The sequence below is a fragment of the Streptomyces sp. IBSBF 2435 genome (genome assembly GCF_036815005.1).
In the GTDB taxonomy this organism is placed as follows: domain Bacteria; phylum Actinomycetota; class Actinomycetes; order Streptomycetales; family Streptomycetaceae; genus Actinacidiphila.
The window spans coordinates 1-18,644 of the sequence record NZ_JAJSYW010000138.1; the positions used below are offsets into that span (position 1 = coordinate 1).

The 18,644-nt window shown below is 73.3% G+C and carries 16 protein-coding genes; 7 read left to right on the forward strand and 9 right to left on the reverse strand.

The window, feature by feature from the left end:
* Window positions 1–192 precede the first annotated feature (192 nt).
* From V7E46_RS23725 to V7E46_RS23745, 5 genes are all read left to right on the forward strand, one after another.
* Window positions 193–1,053 (forward strand): oxidoreductase, encoded by an 861-nt coding sequence (locus V7E46_RS23725; protein WP_333770307.1) that lies wholly within the window; start codon window positions 193–195, stop codon window positions 1,051–1,053.
* Between the two features lie 112 nt (window positions 1,054–1,165).
* Window positions 1,166–1,975: a polysaccharide deacetylase family protein gene (locus V7E46_RS23730; protein ID WP_333770308.1), complete on the forward strand. Its 810-nt coding sequence runs from the start codon at window positions 1,166–1,168 to the stop codon at window positions 1,973–1,975.
* A gap of 204 nt (window positions 1,976–2,179) precedes the next feature.
* A complete protein-coding gene (locus V7E46_RS23735) occupies window positions 2,180–4,201 on the forward strand; it encodes a S53 family peptidase (protein ID WP_333770309.1) in 2,022 nt (673 codons plus the stop codon).
* Window positions 4,202–4,407: 206 nt separating this feature from the next.
* Window positions 4,408–5,121: a RibD family protein gene (locus V7E46_RS23740; protein WP_333770310.1), complete on the forward strand. Its 714-nt coding sequence runs from the start codon at window positions 4,408–4,410 to the stop codon at window positions 5,119–5,121.
* Entirely contained in the window at window positions 5,118–5,579 is a 462-nt protein-coding gene (locus tag V7E46_RS23745) for a deaminase (RefSeq protein ID WP_329176620.1), read from the forward strand. The genes V7E46_RS23740 and V7E46_RS23745 overlap by 4 nt, the downstream gene beginning before the upstream one ends.
* Before the next feature lie 13 nt (window positions 5,580–5,592).
* On the opposite strand, the gene V7E46_RS33980 is transcribed toward V7E46_RS23745, so the two are convergent.
* From V7E46_RS33980 to V7E46_RS23765, 3 genes are all read right to left on the reverse strand, one after another.
* Window positions 5,593–7,458 carry a SpoIIE family protein phosphatase gene (locus V7E46_RS33980; RefSeq protein ID WP_443054321.1) on the reverse strand — a complete coding sequence of 622 codons (1,866 nt, stop codon included), beginning with the start codon at window positions 7,456–7,458 and terminating at the stop codon, window positions 5,593–5,595.
* A gap of 163 nt (window positions 7,459–7,621) precedes the next feature.
* Window positions 7,622–7,936 carry a zinc-ribbon domain-containing protein gene (locus tag V7E46_RS23760; protein WP_329176621.1) on the reverse strand — a complete coding sequence of 105 codons (315 nt, stop codon included), beginning with the start codon at window positions 7,934–7,936 and terminating at the stop codon, window positions 7,622–7,624.
* A gap of 118 nt (window positions 7,937–8,054) precedes the next feature.
* Window positions 8,055–9,074 (reverse strand): aldo/keto reductase, encoded by a 1,020-nt coding sequence (locus V7E46_RS23765; RefSeq protein WP_333770311.1) that lies wholly within the window; start codon window positions 9,072–9,074, stop codon window positions 8,055–8,057.
* A gap of 155 nt (window positions 9,075–9,229) precedes the next feature.
* On the opposite strand from V7E46_RS23765, the gene V7E46_RS23770 reads away from it, so the two are divergent.
* A complete protein-coding gene (locus tag V7E46_RS23770; protein WP_333770312.1) occupies window positions 9,230–9,874 on the forward strand; it encodes a TetR/AcrR family transcriptional regulator in 645 nt (214 codons plus the stop codon).
* Window positions 9,875–9,881: 7 nt separating this feature from the next.
* On the forward strand, window positions 9,882–10,571 hold the full coding sequence (locus V7E46_RS23775; RefSeq protein ID WP_333770313.1) for a Crp/Fnr family transcriptional regulator: 690 nt from the start codon (window positions 9,882–9,884) through the stop codon (window positions 10,569–10,571).
* Window positions 10,572–10,585: 14 nt separating this feature from the next.
* On the opposite strand, the gene V7E46_RS23780 is transcribed toward V7E46_RS23775, so the two are convergent.
* The 6 genes from V7E46_RS23780 to V7E46_RS23805 all read right to left on the reverse strand — a co-directional run.
* The gene (locus V7E46_RS23780; protein WP_333770314.1) at window positions 10,586–12,124 is read right to left on the reverse strand and encodes a hypothetical protein; all 1,539 of its coding nucleotides are present in this window, start codon (window positions 12,122–12,124) and stop codon (window positions 10,586–10,588) included.
* Entirely contained in the window at window positions 12,121–13,512 is a 1,392-nt protein-coding gene (locus tag V7E46_RS23785; RefSeq protein ID WP_333770315.1) for a protein phosphatase 2C domain-containing protein, read from the reverse strand. The genes V7E46_RS23780 and V7E46_RS23785 overlap by 4 nt, the downstream gene beginning before the upstream one ends.
* Before the next feature lies 1 nt (window position 13,513).
* Window positions 13,514–14,191 carry a vWA domain-containing protein gene (locus V7E46_RS23790; RefSeq protein WP_329176633.1) on the reverse strand — a complete coding sequence of 226 codons (678 nt, stop codon included), beginning with the start codon at window positions 14,189–14,191 and terminating at the stop codon, window positions 13,514–13,516.
* Between the two features lie 60 nt (window positions 14,192–14,251).
* The gene (locus V7E46_RS23795; RefSeq protein WP_333770316.1) at window positions 14,252–16,060 is read right to left on the reverse strand and encodes a vWA domain-containing protein; all 1,809 of its coding nucleotides are present in this window, start codon (window positions 16,058–16,060) and stop codon (window positions 14,252–14,254) included.
* Window positions 16,061–16,204: 144 nt separating this feature from the next.
* Window positions 16,205–18,460 (reverse strand): ATP-binding protein, encoded by a 2,256-nt coding sequence (locus V7E46_RS23800; protein ID WP_333770317.1) that lies wholly within the window; start codon window positions 18,458–18,460, stop codon window positions 16,205–16,207.
* A partial coding sequence (locus V7E46_RS23805) for a hypothetical protein (RefSeq protein WP_333770318.1) occupies window positions 18,457–18,644 on the reverse strand: 188 nt, incomplete at its 5' end. The genes V7E46_RS23800 and V7E46_RS23805, both read right to left, overlap by 4 nt.

Sequence of the window (18,644 nt, forward strand, 5' to 3'; positions counted from 1 at the left end):
GCCCCATCCCCGCTGGTCGCACCAGCCCCTGCGGGGCAGCGCGGCCGAGGAGGCCTCCCTCCGCCGCGCACCGCCGTGAGCCTGGTTCTGCCACTCCCAGGATCAGCGGGGTACTGCCTCGCCGGGCCGGGAGGGGAGAAGGTGGAGGGTGTGCCCCGGGAGGAGCCCGGGGCTCAGGAGAGGCGGCATCACATGACCGGCAGCATTTCCGGCGGGGTCACGGCACTCGCACCCGGGCTGACCATCGGCCGTATGGGGTACGGCGCCATGCAACTGGCCGGCCCGAACGTGTTCGGGCCGCCGAAGGACCGGGCCGAGGCCGTCGCGGTACTGCGTACGGCCGTCGAACTCGGCGTCACGCACATCGACACCAGCGACTTCTACGGGCCGGCCGTCGTCAACGAGCTGATCAAGGAGGCGCTGCACCCGTACCCCGAGGACCTGCACATCGTCACCAAGGTCGGCGCCCGGCGCGGTGCGGACGGGTCGTGGAATCCGTCGCTGGAGCCGGAGTCGCTCAGGCAGCAGGTCAAGGACAATCTGCAGCGTCTCGGCCTGGACGCGCTCGACGTGGTCAACCTGCGGCTCGGCGGGGTCGAGGGGCCGGCCGCCGGACCGCTGTCCGAGGAGTTCGGCGTGCTCGCCGAGCTGCGGGAGCAGGGGCTGATCCGGCACCTGGGGCTGAGCAACGTCACGGCGGAGCAGCTCACGGAGGCGCAGGCCATCGCCCCGGTGGTGACCATTCAGAACCTCTACAACATCGCCCACCGCGCGGACGACGCGCTGCTCGACCGGTGCGCGGCCGAGGGCATCGCCTATGCCGCGTTCTTCCCGCTGGGCGGCTTCACCCCGCTCCAGTCGGCGACCCTGGACGCGGTCGCCGCCCGGATCGGCGCGACCCCGCAGCAGACCGCGCTGGCCTGGCTGCTCCAGCGGTCCCCCGCGATCGTGCTGATCCCCGGCACGTCGTCAGTGGCGCACCTGCGGGAGAACATCGCCGCCGCCGACCTGGTCCTCCCGCCGGACGCCGTCGCGGAGCTGAACGCGGCCTGAGCGGCGGCGCCGACGCGGGAGCACCCTGCCGCGGTCCAGCTATACGCGATATGTAGAGTTCCTCGCGATCCGCCCGAGCGGGCGATCCACCACGAGGAGAGGGCACTCCCGCATGCGGAGCACCACCACCGCGCACCGGGTCCGGACGCTGGCCGCGCTGCTGACCACGGCGGCCGTCGCCGTGGGCCTGACCGGCTGCAACGGCTACGACGCGACGGCCCCGGCGAAGGCCCGCGACCACGCGTCGGCGGGCGGCGCCGCGGCCTTCGCGGTCGGCTCCGACGGGAGCGAGGTCGACTGCCGCAGGCTCAGGTGCGTGGCGCTGACCTTCGACGCGGGGCCGAGCGTGCGCACTCCGCAGATCCTGGACATCCTGGCCGAGTACCACATCCACGCGACCTTCTTCACGCTCGGCAAGAACCACGTGATGGAGCACCCGGAGATGGTCCGGGCGATGGCCGCGCAGGGCGACGAGGTCGAGACGCTGACCTGGTCGCACCAGATCCTCACCCGGATCAGCAAGGACGAGGTCCGCAAGGAGATCACCGAGGGCCGGGACGCGGTCGAGAAGGTGACCGGCGTCCGGCCGACGCTGCTGCGCCCGCCGCAGGGCCGTACCAGCGGCACGGTCACCGCGATCGCCAAGGACCTCGGCATGTCGGAGGTGGTGTGGAGCGCGGACGGCGCCGACTACCGGACCACCGACTCCGCACTGATCGCCCAGCGGATCGAGAAGCACACGAAACGGGACGGCATCATCCTGCTGCACGACCTGGTCGACCCCACCGACGCCGGCTACAACGGCACCATCGCGGCTGTGCCCGGCATCATCTCCACGCTCCAGGGCCGCGGTTACACCTTCGTCACCGTCAAGCAGCTGCTGGCGCCCGGCACTCCGCAGCCGGGCAAGGTCTACAAGTAACGGGACAAGGCGGCAGATGTCACTGCCCGGCGGTTAAAGGTCCAGCTAAGGACCACGTTCCGCGGTTCCCCCTCCTCCGAGTGGCGTGCACACTACAGCCCGGCGGCCGTCGCCAGCGGTCACCCACGGTCAAGTCCCGCTACCGAGCCACCCGTTGGAGTAGTCATCACCGACATACAAAAACCCCGTGCAGTGCGGGCCGCCGTGGTCGCGACGGCCTCGCTCGCCCTGGTGTCCGGCGCGCTGCTGATCGCCGCCCCCTCGCAGGCGGCAGGCGGTGCCGCCGCGCCCACCGCGCGGACCATCGCCGGCACCCACCCCGCGTGGGCGACCCCGGCGGGCGACGCAGGGTCGGTCCCGGCCGGGACCGAGATCACCGGCACCGTCTACCTGGCCGGCCAGGACCCCGCGGGCCTGACCGCGTACGCCACCGCGGTCTCGGACCCGGCGAACGCGAGTTACGGGCGATTCCTCAGCACCGCGCAGTACCAGGCCCGCTACGGCGCGACCTCAGCGCAGATCGACGCGGTCACCGCGTGGGCGACCGGCGCCGGCCTGGAGGTGCTGGGCAGCACCGGGCACGCCGTCACCGTCAAGGGCACCGACACGGCGATCGCCAAGGCATTCGGCACCGGCATCCACCAGTACCGGGTGGGTGGCAAGCTGCGGCACGCGCCGGCCCGCGACATCACCGTCCCCGCCTCGGTGTCGTCCGCGATCCTCGGCGTCAACGGCCTCAGCTCGCCCGGCGCCAATGTGGCCAAGCCCGACTCGATCCGGGTGGACAGCGGCTCCGACGTGGTCACCAGGAGCCAGCAGGGCGCCCAGGCGCAGCCCGACGGCACCCTGCCGACCACCGCGACCTGCTCCGACTACTGGGGCCAGAAGAGCACCACGGCGGGACCCGCCGGATATTCGAAGGGCCCGACGCCGTTCGACCAGTGCTCGTTCCACCCCTCGCAGCTGCGCAAGGCCTACGGCATCACCGCCTCCGGCCTGACCGGCAAGGGCGCGACGGTCGCGATCGTGGACGCGTACGGCAGCTCGACGATGCTCGCCGACGCGAACCGGTACGCGGTCAACCACGGCGACATGCCGTTCAGGAGCGGCCAGTACACCGAGCACGTCGACCCGGCGCAGTGGCAGGACCAGGACCTGTGCGGCGGGCCCGAGGGCTGGGCGCCGGAAGAGGCGCTGGACGTCGAGATGGCGCACGGCCTGGCGCCCGACGCGAACGTCGTCTACGTAGGTGCCGACTCGTGCACGGACGAGGACCTGTTGAGCGCCGTCACCACGATCGTGGACCAGCACCTGGCCGATGTCGTCTCCAACTCGTGGGGCGAGATCATGCACACCACGGACAACGCCGACATCACGGCGTCCGAGATCGCCGCCTACGAGCAGGTGTTCAAGGAGGCCGCCGTCGAGGGCATCGGCATCGGCTTCTCCGCGGGCGACTGCGGTGACAGCAGCCCGCTGGCCGCCGCGACCGGCGCCAACTGCCAGGCCGACACCGCCCGCGCCCAGGCCGACTGGCCCGACTCCGACCCGTGGGTGACCTCGGTCGGCGGCACCGCGCTCGGCATCGGCTCGAAGTCCGGCAGCTACGGCTTCGAGACCGACATGGGCACCCTGCGCTCCAACCTGTCGGCGGACGGCACCAGCTGGGTCCCCGCGGTCCCGGCGCCGTTCTACTTCGGCGGGGGCGGCGGCACCAGCGAGGACTTCGCGCAGCCCGCGTACCAGCGCGGTGTCGTGCCCGACGCGTTCTCGCACACCCTGATGACGGGCGCGCACAGCCGTGCGGCCCAGCGCGTCACGCCCGATGTGTCGGTGGCCGGCGACCTCTACACCTCGGTGCTGGTCGGCCTCTCCGACGGCGCCGACTACAGCGAGGCCGGCTACGGCGGCACCAGCGTGTCCTCGCCGGAATTCGCCGCGATCCAGGCCGACGCGCTCCAGGGCAGGCACCACGCCGTCGGCTTCGCCAACCCGCTGCTGTACGCCCACCCCGACCTGCTGCGCGACGTGGTCGACGAGCAGGCCGCACACCACGCGAAGGCCCCGCTGAGCAGCATCGTGGACTTCGGCGCGGTCAACGGCGCCCTCACCGTCCGGCTGGTCGCCTTCGGCCAGGACACCTCGCTCAACGCCGTCCGCGGCTACGACGACGCGACGGGCCTCGGCACCCCGACGCTGTCCTACCTGACCTCCCACCGCGGGTAAGCGCCACCCGCACCACCGGCGGCCCGGCGGAGAGCCCTCTCCGCCGGGCCGCCGCACGAGGGCGGGCAGCGCGTCACCCGGTACCACGACGATCCGGTTGTCCTACGATCGCCGGGGGGACCGCGGTACCGGGCCGGGTCCCCCGCGGTCCGGGCGGTCACGGAGAGGTCGAAGAAGAGTCACGGAGAGGACGGGCACAGGGACACATGGCCGAGCGCCCTTACGTACTGCTCAGCGTCGCCACATCCATCGACGGCTACATCGACGACACCTCGCCGGAGCGGCTGCTGCTGTCCAACGCCGAGGACTTCGACCGGGTCGACCAGGTGCGGGCCGAGTCCGACGCGATCCTGGTCGGCGGGAACACCCTGCGCCGCGACAATCCGCGGCTGCTGGTGAACAGCGCGGACCGGCGGGCGGCGCGGGTGGCCGCGGGCCGGCCGGCGTATCCGCTCAAGGTCACCGTGACGGGCAGCGGCGGGCTCGCGGCGGACCTGAAGTTCTGGCACCACGGCGGCGAGAAGGTCGTCTACACCACGGACGCCGCCGCGCCGGGCCTTCGCCGCACACTCGACGGTCTCGCGGACGTCGTCGGCACCGGCCCCGCCGTCGACTTCGGCGCGCTGCTCGACGACCTGGCGCGGCGCGGAGTGCGGCAGCTCATGGTGGAGGGCGGCGGCAGCATCCACACGCAATTCCTCGCCCGGGGCCTCGCCGACGAGATGCAGGTGGCCGTGGCGCCGGTGCTCGTCGGGCAGCCCGGCGCGCCCCGCTTCCTCGGCGCCGCCGACTACCCCGGCGGCCCGACCCGGCGGCTGACCCTGATCGGGACCCGTACCGTCGGCGACGTCGTCCTGCTACGGTACGCGCCCAAGCCGCGGCCCGAGTCCCCGTCCCAGACAGCGGAGGTGAGCGCGTGAGCGCACAGGAGGCAGCCGACCGAAGGTGGTTGGCCCGGGCGATCGACCTGGCGGCGCTGTGCCCGCCCGCCGCCGGGGCCTTCAGCGTCGGGGCGGTCATCGTCGGGGCGGACGGCGCCGAGATCAGCAACGGCCACAGCCGCGAGGGCGGCGACCCCCATGTGCACGCCGAGCAGTCCGCGCTGGCCAAACTGGCGCCGGACGACGCCCGGCTGGCGGGCGCCACCATCTACAGCTCGCTCGAACCCTGCTCGGAGCGCCGCTCCCACCCGCACCCCTGCGCCCAGCTCATCCTGCGCAGCGGCATCCCCCGGGTGGTCATCGCCTGGCGCGAACCGGCCCTCTTCGTCGCCGACTGCCAGGGCGTGGAACTCCTGGAGGCGGCCGGCGTCGAGGTCGTGGAATTCCCCGACCTGGCGGACGCGGCCCGCGCGGCGAACACCAATCTGGACGTCTGACAGGGGTACCGCGTCACAGGGGCGTGCCGGGGAGGCGCTGCTCCACCCAGATGATCTTCCCGGCCTTGGTGTAGCGGGTCCCCCAGTGCTCGGCGAGCTGCGCCACCAGGAACAGCCCGCGCCCGCCCTCGTCGGTGGTGGCCGCGTACCGCAGATGCGGGGAGGTGCTGCTGGTGTCGGCGACCTCGCAGATCAGGGTGCGGTCCAGCAGCATGCGTACGTCGATCGGCCCGGTGGTGTAGCGGATCGCGTTGGTGATCAGCTCGCTGAGGATGAGCTCGGTGGTGAAGGCCAGGTCGTCCAGGCCCCACGCGGTCAGCTGGTCGCTGGCCCCGTTGCGCACGGTGGCCACCGCCGCCGGGTCCGTGGGGACCTCCCAGCGGGCGATACGGTCGGCGGCCACCACACGGGTCTCGGCGATCAGCAGCGCGATGTCGTCCTTGGGCTCGGCGGGCATCATCGCCGCGATGACCGCGTCACAGGTCTCCTCGACCGTACGGCCCGGTGGTCCGCCCAGCGCGGAGCGCAGCATGTCCAGGCCGACGTCGATGTCCCGGGAGCGGTCCTCGACCAGGCCGTCGGTGTAGAGGACCAGCCGGCTTCCTTCGGCCAACCGGTGCTCGACCGCCTCGAAGAGCATCCCGCCCAGGCCCAGCGGCGGCCCGGCGGGCACGTCCAGCAGCTCGACCGTGCCGTCAGCGCTGACCAGTGCGGGCGGCAGGTGCCCGGCCCTGGCCAGCTGGCAGCAGCCGGTGACCGGGTCGTAGATCGCGTACAGGCAGGTCGCGCCGGCGATCGGAGCGCCGCCGCCGGGAGGTCCGCCGCCCGGCGCGGCCTCGTCCTTGTCGATCCGGCCGACCAGGTCGTCCAGGTGCGCCAGCAGCTCGTCGGGCGGCAGGTCCAGCATCGAGAAGTTGACGACGGCGGTCCGCAGCCGGCCCATGGTGGCCGCCGCGTGCATGCCGTGCCCGACGACGTCGCCGACCACTACCGCGACCCGGGCACCGGGCAGCGGGATGACGTCGAACCAGTCGCCGCCGACGCCCGCCTGCGCGGGCATGTAGCGGAAGGCGACATCCAGCGCGTCCTGCTCGGGCGGGCCGTGCGGCAGCAGGCTCTGCTGGAGATTGACCGCCATCGCCGTATTGCCGGTGACGGCCGCGTCGATCTGCTCCTGGGTGGTGTATTTGGTGTCGAACACGCCGGTGTTGCGGCCGACCCGCAGTACCGCCATCCGGTCCGCGACCGCCCGCACCTCGTCCACCTCGGGGCTGACCAGCAGCACCCCCAGATGCTGATCGCGCAGCCGCTGCACCAGTTCCAGCACGCGGGCGACCTGGCTCGGGCCGAGCGCGGCGGTCGGCTCGTCGAGGATGATCAGCTCGGGCTCGCCGATCAGCGCCCGGGCGATGGCGACGCCCTGCCGCTGGGCGCCGGACAGCGACGCGACCGGGGTGCGCAGGCTCGGGATGGGCACCGACAGCGCGTCCAGCAGATTGCGGGCGCGCTTTTCCATCTTGATCGCGTTGAGCACGCCCAGGGTCCGCAGCTCACGGCCGAGGTAGAGGTTCTCGACGGTGTCCAGGTTGTCGCACAGCGACAGGTCCTGGTGGACGGTGGCGATGCCCAGTCTCAGGGCGTCCTGCGGCCGTCGCAGATCGACCCGGCGCCCGCGCCACTCGATCACGCCGGCGTCCGCCGTGGTCACCCCCGCGATGACCTTGACCAGCGTGGACTTGCCCGCCCCGTTGCTGCCGACCAGCCCGACGGCCTCGCCCTCGTGGATCACGAGGTCGACGTCGCGCAGCGCCTGCACCGCGCCGAACCGTTTGGAGACGCCGTGCACGGCCAGCAGCGGACTGCCGCTCACGCAAACCACCTCCTGCCCCCGGGCGACCGTAACCGAGTCTGCCCGGCGGACCGCCCCCGCGCATCGTGGCGGACACCGGATCGCAAGGGGACCGTAAGAGACGCGTGCGCCCGCGACGCGGGTGCCCGCGTCGGGTCGGCCGGGCGGCGCGCCGATTCTCCGGTGGACCGGGTCAGGCCGTCGGGCGCTGGTGATCGTGGCCCGAGGGCTGCGCCGCGGGCTGTCCGTAGCCCTGCTGCGGCTGGCCCTGCGGCCCGGCCTGCACCTGGAGCTGCTCGGCCTGCTCCTTCGACAGCTGCTGCGCGGCACCGCAGAAGGTGCACTGGGTGACGTACTTCGTGCTGATCGGGAAAAGCGGCACGAAGAACAGGGTGAATTTGGTGACCCGCTTCTTGAGCGTGTGCGCGGCGGGATTGCCGCAGCGCCCGCAGACCAGCGTGATCATGGCCAATGTGTAGAGATAGCCCCGAGTACCGAATATGATCATGAGATTTTCCCCCTCGAATCGGCGTGCTGCCTGAGGAGAGTGTGCCGTACGGGCACGGCCCCGCGATATGCGGGGGCAGCACCGGCATACGGCCGTCCGGAGGGCCGGCCGCCGGCGGTCAGCGGCGGCGCAGCGAGGCGTCGAGCAGGGCCGGCGGGGTGTCGAACTTCTCCTGCGGTGCGAGGTCGGTGCCGGGGGCGACGATCGCGTCGACGGCGTCGAGCACGTCGGCGGGAAGCACGGTGTCGGCGGCGGCGAGTTGCGCATGCAGGTGCTCAAGGGTGCGCGGGCCGATGATCGCGGCCGTCACGGCGGGGTGCGCGGTCACGAAGCCGAGCGCGAGCTGGATCAGGGTCAGGCCGGCGTCGTCGGCGACGGCGGCCAGCCGCTCGACCGCGTCGAGCTTGGCCCGGTTGGTGGGGACGGCGGTGTCGAAGCGCTCCGGCATGGCGGCCGAGCGGCTGGTGGCGACGTCCCGGCCCTCGCGGATCGCACCCGACAGCCAGCCCGAGGCCAGCGGGCTCCACACCAGCACGCCGAGGCCGTACTGCTCGGTCACCGGCAGGACGTGGGTCTCGACGCCGCGCTGGAGGATCGAGTAGCCGGGCTGCTCGGTGACGTAGCGGCCCAGATGGTGCTCCCGGGCGGCCCACTGCGCCTGCACGATGCGGTAGGCGGGGAAGGTCGAGGAGCCGAAGTAGCGGATCTTGCCGGCGCGCTGGAGGTCGGTCAGCGCCGACAGCGTCTCCTCGTCGCCGGTGCTCGGGTCCCAGCGGTGGATCTGGTAGAGGTCGACGTGGTCGACGCCGAGGCGGCGCAGGCTGTTGTCCAGCTCGGTGACCAGCCAGCGGCGCGAGCTGCCCCGGTGGTTGCGCTCGTCGCCCATCGGCATGTTCGCCTTTGTGGCCAGCACGATGTCGTCGCGGCGCCCGGCGATCGCCTTGCCGACCATCTCCTCGGACTCACCGCCGCTGTACCAGTCGGCGGTGTCGATGAGGTTGATGCCGGCCCCGAGGGCGGCGTCCACGATGGCGGTGGCCTCGTCCTGGGTGGTGCGTCCGATCCTGCCGAAATTCATCGCGCCGAGCGCGAGCGAGCTGACCTGGACACCGGTGCGCCCCAGGGTGCGGTACTGCATGAGCGTGTCTCCTCCGTGCGGGCGAGGCGTGGTGGTACGGCTCGGCTTGGCCGCCGGCCACCGCTCTGGCATCATCGATGCAAGCGGAACCTCGTTCCACTAACCATACGGAACACGGTTCCGGTTGGCAACCGGACCACGGAGGGAGCAGCGCGGTGAACGACGGTGACGCGGGTGCGAGGCGTACGGACCGGCCCCGGCGGGCGGACGCCCGGCGCAATGCGGCGGCGCTGCTCGACGCGGCCGCCGCGGTCTTCATCGCCTCGGGCGTGGAGGCGCCGGTACGCGACATCGCGGCCGAGGCCGGCGTCGGGACCGGCACGATCTACCGGCACTTCCCGACCCGGGCGGACCTGATCATCGCCGTCTACCGGCACCAGGTCGAAGCCTGCGCCGAGGCGGGTCCGACCCTGCTGGCCACCCACGCGACCGCGTATGACGCGCTGGGGAGCTGGATCGGCCTCTTCGTCGACTTCCTGGTCACCAAGCACGGCCTGGCCGGTGTCCTGCGGTCCGACGACGCCGGCTTCGACACGCTGCACGCCTACTTCCTCGACCGGCTCGTGCCCGTGTGCGCCCAGCTGCTCGACGCCGCTGCCGCCGCCGGCGAGATCCGCTCCGGGCTCGCCGCCGTCGACCTCATGCGCGGCGTCGGCAATCTCTGCATCGGCGCCGACAGCGATCCCGGCTATGACGCCCGCCGGCTCGTCGGACTCCTCGTGGCGGGACTGCGGCTGCCGGACCGGGGCGAGGGGAAGTCGGCCGAGAGCCCGGCAGCGGCGCGGGGCGGAAACGTATAGTCGCCGGGTGGGCGTCGGAGCGTCGGGCATGGTCGTCACCTTCTGGTCCTCGCTTGAGGTCGCGGACCGCGAGGCGCTGGCCGGGCTCGGGGCGCAGACGGAAGTGGCGGCGGACACCCAGATGTTCGCGCAGGGGGACTCCTCGGACTACCTGCTGGTGGTGCTGCGCGGCTGGGTCAAGGTCGTCTCGCACTCGGCGGGCGGCTACCGGGCGCTGCTGGCGCTGCGCGGGCCGGGTGACCTGCTGGGCGAGCAGGCCGGGCTGGACGGGCGGCGGCGCAGCGCCTCGCTCTACGCGGCCACCGACGTCGTCGTGTTACGGCTCACCGCGGCACGCTTCCAGCACTTCGCCCGGGACCACCCCGCGGTCAGCCGGGCGGTGGAGCAGACGCTTTCGCGACGGCTCCAGGAGGCCGACCGGCAGCGGGCCGGCTTCACCGAGCCGGTGTCGGTACGGCTCGCGGCGCTGCTGCTCGACCTCGCCGACCGGTGCGGTGAGCCGGCGCGCGGCGCCGGGGCGGTGAGCATCGGGCTCCCGCTGTCGCAGGACGACCTCGCCGGGCTGCTGCTCAGCTCCCGCCGCACGGTCAGCCGGGTGCTCGAACAGTGGCGCGCGCAGGGGCTGGTGGCCACCGGACGCAAATCGCTGCACCTGCTCCAGGCGGACCGGCTCAAGTCCCTCGCCCAGGGCGGCTGAATTCCTTCCCGGCCTCAACACGCGCTCGAACTCACCCCCTTGGACGGGGCCTTGAGGATGCGGTAGTGGCCGCCGTTGTGGGTCAGCCAGTAGGTGACCGTCCAGTCCGTGCAGGTCTGGTCGGGATCGGAGGTCGGTCCGTAACCGGCGTCCTGATGGCTGCTGAAGGCGACCGTCGCCTCCGTGTACCGGTCGGTGTCGGTCAGCGCGGTGAGGGTGACCCCGGACTCCTGGGTGGTGGCCATGACCTTCTTCCACCTCGCCCGCTCGGTTGTGGAGTGCACGTCGACGGCCTTGGTCGCCGGGTCGTAGTACGACAGCGCGGTGTCGTAGTCCCGGGCGTTGATCGCGCCGTAGAAGGCGCCGAACATCGCGGCGACCTCGTCGGCCCCGGGGTCGCCGTCGACCTGCGTGGTGTCGACATCCACCGCGCCGTCGTCGGTGGTCGGCTCGTCGGTGGTCGGCTCGGTGGTCGGGTCGGTGGTCGGGTCGGCCGGGGCCTCGTACGGGATCGTGGTGCTGGTCGAGGCCGGCACATCGGCCGAGGTGCCGCCGCTCGACGCCAGCTTGCCGATGCCGGCGAACAGCAGCACCAGGGCCACCGAGGCGGCCACCACCCAGCCGACAGGACTGCGCCGGGCCGGGGGCGCGGGCGGCGGCTGGAACTGCGGCTGCGGCGGGGCCGCCGGAACCGGGGACGGTACCGGGGCGGACGGCGTCACGGCCAGCGCGGCGTCGAGCGGCCCGAACCAGCTGACCAGATCCGGACGGCCGGCGGGCGCGGACTCCACGCTCCGCCGTGCCAGCGCGGCCAGGTCGGGGGAGACGGCGCCGAGCGCCCGGTAGTCCACCCGGGACTGGTCGCCGTCGAAGAGCCGGGCCGCGATCAGGCCGAACTTGTAGGCGTCGGAGTACGGTGTCGCCCTGCTCTCGCCCGCGGGCACCTCCCAGTCGGGGGTGTCCACCGGTTCCACCGCCGACCGGCCGTGCACCCGCATCGAGTCGCAGTCGATCAGCAGGCAGCGCGGAGTGCCGTCCAGCGTGAACAGCACGTTCTTGGGCGACAGATCGCCGATCGCAGCCTGCTCGCGGTGCAGGAGCGCGGTGATCTGGGCCAGGTCCCTGAGCAGCTGGAGCCGCAGCCGGTTGTCCAGGTGGATGCCGATGGACCGCAGGTAGGCGTCGTCGTTGAGCAGGAACTCCATGCCCTGGGTGCGGGTCTGGTTCCCGACGGTGATCCGGAATTCGTCGGGCACCCGCCGCATCAGGAAGCCCAGCGGCCGGCCGCCGTCCGCCACCAGGGCCACCGGCCAGGCCGACCGGTTGTCGAGGAAGGTGCGCTCGCCGGGACCGAGGGTGCCGAGGAAGCCCACCACCGACTCCAGCGCGTCCGCGTCGACCGGGACAGCGGGCAGGTACTCCTTGTAGACGAAGCTCCCGGCCAGGCCCGGCAGCGCGTTCGGGACCGTGTAGACCTTGCCCTGGCCGCCCTTGGCGAGGAAGTGACCCTGGTGGAATCCGAGTTGGCTGGTCCGGAAGCTCAGTACGGTCATCGGGACCACCCCGTCGCGGGCGGTCCGCCGCCGGCGGCCCCGCCGGGACCGGGACCGGGGCGGGTCCCGGGTTGCGCGCCGGACCGGTTGCCGCCCGTACGCCCGGCGCCGGTCCGCGGCCACAGTGCCAGCAGCGTACGGTCGTCGTCGAAGGTCTCGCGGGAGAAGTCCAGCAGGTGCGCGAAGCCCAGCGGCGGTATCGGCGTGCGCAGTTCGCGCACGAACAGCGGCGGGATCTCGCCGTCGGGCCGCCCGGAACCGCCCGCGGGGGAGGCCGCGCCGCCCGGCTGCGGGATGTCGCCGACCGGGTCGCCGAAGCCGTCGGTGCCGATCAGCACCACCGTGCCCGGGTCGAGGTAGAAGGTCTGCGCACGGAGGCCGGGCGGCAGCCGCGGCAGCGGGTCGACGGCCGAGGACACCAGGCCGCCGTCCTGCGCGTCCTTGCCGCCGGCCAGCCGCCGGACCCGGTCGTCCTTGATCTGCCAGACCCCCGAGTCGCCGACCGACACCACGGCGATCTCCACACCGTCAGCGGTCGGCGTGGCGGTGCCGGCGACCAGGGTGGTGCCGAGGAGTTCTGCGGTGGCGGTGACCCCGGCGTCGGGATCGCGCAGGATACGGCGGGCCTGTTCGATCAACTGCCAGTGCACGGTGGTCAGCAGCCGCTCCCAGTCGATCTGGAGCGGCCCGCCGGCCCGGATCTGGGCGAGCAGTTCGTCCACCGCGCTGCGGCACGCCACCTGCGCGCCGACATGCGGCTGCCGGGCGCTGGAGACGCCGTCGGCGACCGCGAAGACGACCGCGCCGGAGCCGGGTTCGAAGGCGGCGGCCACGTCGTCCTCGCGCGGCCGGCCGTTGTAGCGGTGCAGATAGCCGCGCACGGAGGCCAGCCGCAGGTGCAGGTCGGGCGTCGACCACCCGTCGCACACCGTGTCGGGGCGGTAGGACAGGCCGGTCGGCGGGGCCGGTTCGAAGTCGGCCACGGGCAGGTTGTCGGGCGTGAGGGGCCGCCACCGCTCCCGCAGCCCGCCCTGCTCCCGGAGCGGCGGGGCTGCGGCCGGCGGTACGGGCGCGGAGCCGTAGGACCACTGGTCGTACGGCTGCTGCCCGTAGGGCGCCTCCTGGTCGTAGGGCGCCTGGGGGTCGTACGGCGGCTGCTGGTCGTACGGTGCCTGCTGGTCGTACGGCGGCTGGTCGCGGCGGCCCTGCGGCGGGGCGGGCGCCGGCTGCCGCTGCCGCTGCTGCGGGGGCGGGTACGGGCGCGGACCGCGCAACTGCGGTGCGGGCGCGGGCGGGTGGACCGGCGGCGGCTGCCCCTGGCCCGGCTCGTACCCCGGTTGCTGTTCGGACCCGGGCTGCGGCGGCTTGCGCCGGAAGGGAAGGTCCATCTCAGATCAGGTCGATTGCGACGGTGAAGCCTTCCGGCCGGTCCACGACGAGCTGCGGCTCGGCGGACCCGAGGGACTGGCCCGAGGAGATCACGCTGGTGGTGAGCGCGCTGCAGAACTTGGAGATGGCCTGCCCCAGGTCCACCCCCTTGTTGGCCACGAAGCCGAACTCCGGCTTCGTGGCGACCTGCGAGATGATCCTCGCGTCGGCCTGCCCGATGCCGCAGGCGATCACATTGGGCGCGACCGGCGTCACGCTCTTGTCGGTGAGCCTGCGGTGCACCGCCTCCCAGTCCTCGCCGGTGTTGGGCGCGCCGTCGCTGAGGAAGAAGACCGCGGGCCGGTGCACCTGGTAGCCCTCGCGCTTCAACTCCGCGACATCGCGCGGAATGCGGGACAGCAGGTCCTCGAACGCCGCCTGGTAGCTGGTCATCCCGCGGGTGCGCAGCAGCGGGAACTCCCCCGCGGCCCGCAGGTCCACCAGCCGGACCCGCTCCTGGACGTCGTCGGAGAAGCCGAGCACCGAGAAGCGCACCTTGGCCGCGGCCATCGGTTCGCCCAGCAACTCCCGGTGCAGGGACCGCAGTCCGTCGTTCAGGTCGCCGATGACGTCCTCCATCGACAGCGATTCGTCGGCGAGTACATAGATCGGGAGCAGATTGCCCCGGTTGCCAGCCATGATCGTGGTGTCCTTCCCCGCGTTCGGTTCGTACGGCTCGGAGCGTCCGAGCGGTGGGCGTCAGATGGCGTCGGCCGCCGGGCGGAAGCCGTCCGGGCCGATCAGGGTGAACTCGCTGCTGCCGGCGGCGAGCCGCTGCCCGTAGCCGGCGACGCAGTCGCGCAGGAAGGCCGCGCAACTGTGCGCGGCCGAGGCCGCGTCGGTATGCGGGGCGGCGAGGTGGGCGAATTCCGGGCGGGTGGCGATTCGCCCGACCGCCAGCGGCTCGGCCCGGCCCAGGCCGCACGCGATGATCTGCGGCGCGGTCGGATGGGCGGCGCGGTCCACCAGTTCGCGGTGCGCCTCCCGCCAGCCGGCGCCCTCGTCCGGGACGCCGCCGCTGACGAAGAACACCATCGGCCGCAGCACCGCCGGGTGTTCCGCCTTGGCCAGCGCCACATCCTGCGGCAGCAGCAACCGCAGTGTACGGAAGGCCTGTTCGTACGACAGGCCCGGCCGCCGGGTCAGGATCGGGGTGCGGGTGCCCGGGGTGACCGTGCTCGGCTCCAGGCGCACCACGGTGTCGGCGGCCATGCCCAGCACGCACACCCGCAGCGTCGCCGAGACCGCGGGGGCGCCGGACAGGGCGTCGTGCAGCGCGCCGAGCCCGCGGTTGAACTCGTCCAGCGCACCGGGCGCGACGGACTCGTCCAGGACGAGGTAGATCAGCGCGGTGGCGGCGAAGGCCGCGGGCGCGGGCGGCTGCCGCTCGGGCACGACGACGGTCGGCTCGTACAGGCCGGACGGCCCGGCCGGGCCGGCGGGTCCGGCGGGGCTGGTGGCGGCCGGCGGCGGTACGGGTCCCGGCGCCGGGGCGGCCGGGGCCGCCCCGGGGGCCGCGCCCAGGGTGAGCGGGGCGTCCCACGGCACCGCGGACGGCGCCAGGGCCGAGATCCCGGTGCCGGTGGCCCGCTGCACCTGCCCGACCACCTGGTCGCGCATGGCGTTGAGGTCCCCCGACTGGATCAGGCCCTTCTCGACCATCGTGTTGAACAGCGCGAGCCCCCGGGTGGCCTGGAGTTCCGCGCTCTCCGCCCGGGTCGCCTCCAGCTGGCGGCGCATCTCGACGGCGGTCGCCGCGTCGTCCGGGTGGGTGACCAGGTAGTGCCGGATCAGGCCCTCCGCGGTGTCCAGCGCGTCGCCGAGGGCATCGGACTCGCGGCGGCGGGCGGCCAGCGACGCGCTCTGCTGGATGGCCTCGATCTCGATGCCGTGCCGGGTCTCGCTCACCGCGGGCTCGTGCTCCGCCTCGCCGAGCGCCAGCCGGCGGTCGGCTTCGAGCAGCCGCTCCAGGTACAGCCGCGACTTGGCGTCGGGGCGGACCGCGACCTGGCAGCTGTGCACCAGCACGCCCTGCGTCAGCACCACGGGCGAGGCGCACAGCTTGCCCAGATCGTGCTGGAGCCCGAAGGAGTCCTCGATGTCGTAGCCCTGGCCTGCTCCGTGGAATAGGCCGTTGATGTAGCCGTAGACGACCGGCAGGACGTCCGGCAGCCCGCCGCGCACCCACTGCTCGGCGCCCGTCCAGCCGTTGATCCGGAAGGAGAAGGAGACGGTGACCTCGAACTCGTGGACCTTGTCGCGGGCGACCATCGGGTTGCTGGCGAGCCGCACCGTACGGGAGTGGTCGCGCATGTCGACCTCGTAGCGGCTGCGGTATTTGGAGAAGACCTGCTGGGACGGGGTCATCGGGCGGCCGTCGAAGCAGGCGACCTCGCCGGAGGCGGTGGCGTAGACGACCGCCAGGTACGGGCTTGTCGCCCTGGTCGGCCCCACCGTCATGCGTGCTACGGGCTTGCGTTCGGCGATCAGGGACAGCGGCTCTGGCACCGGGCACCTCCTTGCGGGTGTTGCGAGCGGTTCAGCGAGCGGACGAGCGGACTGGCGGATGGCTGCGGGACGGGCGGCGGTCGTCCGTGGCTTCGGGCTTCGTGGCTTCGGGATTCGGGCTTTCGGGACGGGTGCGGCAGCGGCTCAGGAGCCGGCCGGTTTCAGGGACATACGGATCAGCCGGGCCGCCCGGTACAGCGGTCGCAGCGCGTCCGGCGCGTCCCAGGCGACGGTGTAGCGGTGCAGCAACTCCCCCGTACGGGTGCTGCGTTGTGCGAGGTCGCGGAGCATCCGGATCAGGTCGTCGAGCAGCTTCGGGTCGGACTCGGCGAGCGCGGCCCACCCGGCGAGTACGGTCGCGGCCTCTTCCGCGAAGAGTTCGCCGCAGATCACCTCGGTCCACAGCCCGGCCAGCACCTCGCGCAAACCCGTTTCGCGCGCGGCCAGTTCGAGCAGCCGGGGCCGGCTGCGCGGGGTGCTGCCGGGCGCCGGGTGCGCCTCCTCGGTGACGAGCGAGTCGGCCAGGATCAGGAAGGCCAGATGCCCGGTCGGCCGGCTCTCGTGCTGCGCCACCATGCCGGCCAGCGCCTTGAGCACGACCGGGGCGTTGCCCGCCACGTCCTCCTCGACCAGGTCGGCGAAGCCGTCGCCGACGGCGATGGCGACGCCCATCCGGTCGACGGTGCCGAGCCGGGTCAGGGCGTCCACCGCCGTCGGCAGGTCAGCGCCGCCCAGGCACAGCCCGTACGCGCGGGCCGCCGCCGCCTTGTTCTCCGGGGACGCGGCCAGGTACCAGGAGTCGACCAGCGCCCGGACGCCGGGCCGCAGTGCCGGGTCCTCCACGCAGACCCGCAGCGCGTAGGCCACCGCCTCCCGGCGCCGCCAGCCCAGATCGGTCCGGTGGATCCAGCCGGGGAAGACCCGGTTGCCGAACAGGTCGAAGGCCTCGCCGGCGATCAGGCCGAGCGCGGTGCCCGCGAAGCTGCGGATCTGCTCGGACGGTGAGTCCACCAATTCGCCGAGCCAGTCCAGCAGTTGCGGCTGGATGCGGTATTCCGACCAGACGTGCCTGATCAGCCGGCGCGGGTCGGCCGCGTCGCGGTACTCCATCGCCGTGCACGGCACCCGACCGAAGTCGCCGCGAGTGACGGTGGCGACCGTACGCGCCCGCAGCCGGTCGAGCCGGCTGCGGCGGGACACCGCGAAGGGGTCCCTGACCTTGGGCGGGCGCTCCTGCTCCGGGGTGCCGATCAGCCGGCCCGGCTCCTCGAAGCGTCCCAGCAGCGACTCGGCGGCCAGCGCGATGTCCTCCTGCGCCAGGCCGTTGAGCACCGCGAGCGCGATCGCCTCGGTTCGCAGCTCGGGGTCGGCGAGATTCTCGAACCAGGTCTCCAGGTCCTCGGTGTCCCCGCGGTCGAGCAGCGCCCTGACCCGGTCGGCGTCCACCCCGCCGCCGGTGTGCTCGTCGGCCAGCGCCTCCGCGAGCCGCGCGGCGTCCCGGCAGGCCGCCATGGCGCCGAGCAGTTCGTCGGCCAGCGCGCTGATCTGCGGCTGCGCCATCAGCTCGGTGGCCGTGCCGGCGCCCACCCGGTGGGTGAGGTGGCGGCGCAGGACCGCGTCGAGGTCGGTGGGGCGGGCGAGCCGCTGCACGTACTCCAGCACGCCCCGGTCGAGCCGGATGTCGGTGTCGACGGTCAGCACCAGCCGCACACCGGCCTGTTCGAGCTGGTGCTCCAGGCCCTCCAGTAGCGGGCCGCGCAGATCCTCGGCGTCCCGGGGGGAGTTGAGCAGCAGGCCCGCGTCCGCGTCGAGTTCGTCCAGGCCCGCGATCCGCGCCAGGTCGGCGACCGAGTCCAGCAGATACCAGGCCCGTACCTGCTGCGCCTGCAACAGCCGTACGGCGGCGGCCGTCTTGCCGCTGCCCGCGGGGCCGCGCAGCACCACGGAGCGCTGCCGGGCGGCGTTGAGCCGGATCTCGTCCCAGCGCGGCGGTTCGTGGAAGGCGTGCCTGACCGTCTCGACGCTGGCGGGCGACAGGGTGCGCAGGGTGACCTGGCGCTCGGTGCCGGTCACGACGACGAATTTGTCGCCCGCCACCGCGTCGCCCTCGACCCGCAGCCTGGCCTCGCGCAGCAGCCCCCTGCGCTTGCTGCCGCGGCCGGTGCGGGCGGTGGCCTCCGCGGCGCTCTCGCCCGCGCCGACGCTGTCGCTCGGCGCCCCCGCGCCTCCGCCCGCGCCCGGGTCACGCGCCGGCTCCGCGCCGCCGGACCCGCCCGCGGCACCTTCCGGCGGTGGCGCGCCGGCGCTTGGCGGCGGCGCGGCCGGAGCGGCGGGAGCCGGTGCGGGAGCCGCGGGTGCGGAGGCCGCGGCGGGCGGCGGCGCGGCAGGAGGCGTACTCACAGGTTGACCGGCCCCGAGGTGTGGATGGTGGTGTTCTTGTCGCCCTCGACGTAGTCACCCTTGACCTTGAAGTTGCGGACCGCGCTCAGCCGCTCCCTGATGCCGTAGTCGACCGGCGCGTCACCGCCCTGGCCGCCGCCCGTACCGGGATGCGGCGGGGCCGAGCCCCCGGCCTCGGCCCCGC

Coding starts and splice junctions, on each gene's coding strand:
- V7E46_RS23725 (WP_333770307.1), top strand. CDS start 193: ATGACCGGCAGCATTTCCGGCGGGGTCACGGCACTCGCACCCGGGCTG.
- V7E46_RS23730 (WP_333770308.1), top strand. CDS start 1,166: ATGCGGAGCACCACCACCGCGCACCGGGTCCGGACGCTGGCCGCGCTG.
- V7E46_RS23740 (WP_333770310.1), top strand. CDS start 4,408: ATGGCCGAGCGCCCTTACGTACTGCTCAGCGTCGCCACATCCATCGAC.
- V7E46_RS23760 (WP_329176621.1), bottom strand. CDS start 7,936: ATGATCATATTCGGTACTCGGGGCTATCTCTACACATTGGCCATGATC.
- V7E46_RS23765 (WP_333770311.1), bottom strand. CDS start 9,074: ATGCAGTACCGCACCCTGGGGCGCACCGGTGTCCAGGTCAGCTCGCTC.
- V7E46_RS23780 (WP_333770314.1), bottom strand. CDS start 12,124: ATGACCGTACTGAGCTTCCGGACCAGCCAACTCGGATTCCACCAGGGT.
- V7E46_RS23785 (WP_333770315.1), bottom strand. CDS start 13,512: ATGGACCTTCCCTTCCGGCGCAAGCCGCCGCAGCCCGGGTCCGAACAG.
- V7E46_RS23790 (WP_329176633.1), bottom strand. CDS start 14,191: ATGGCTGGCAACCGGGGCAATCTGCTCCCGATCTATGTACTCGCCGAC.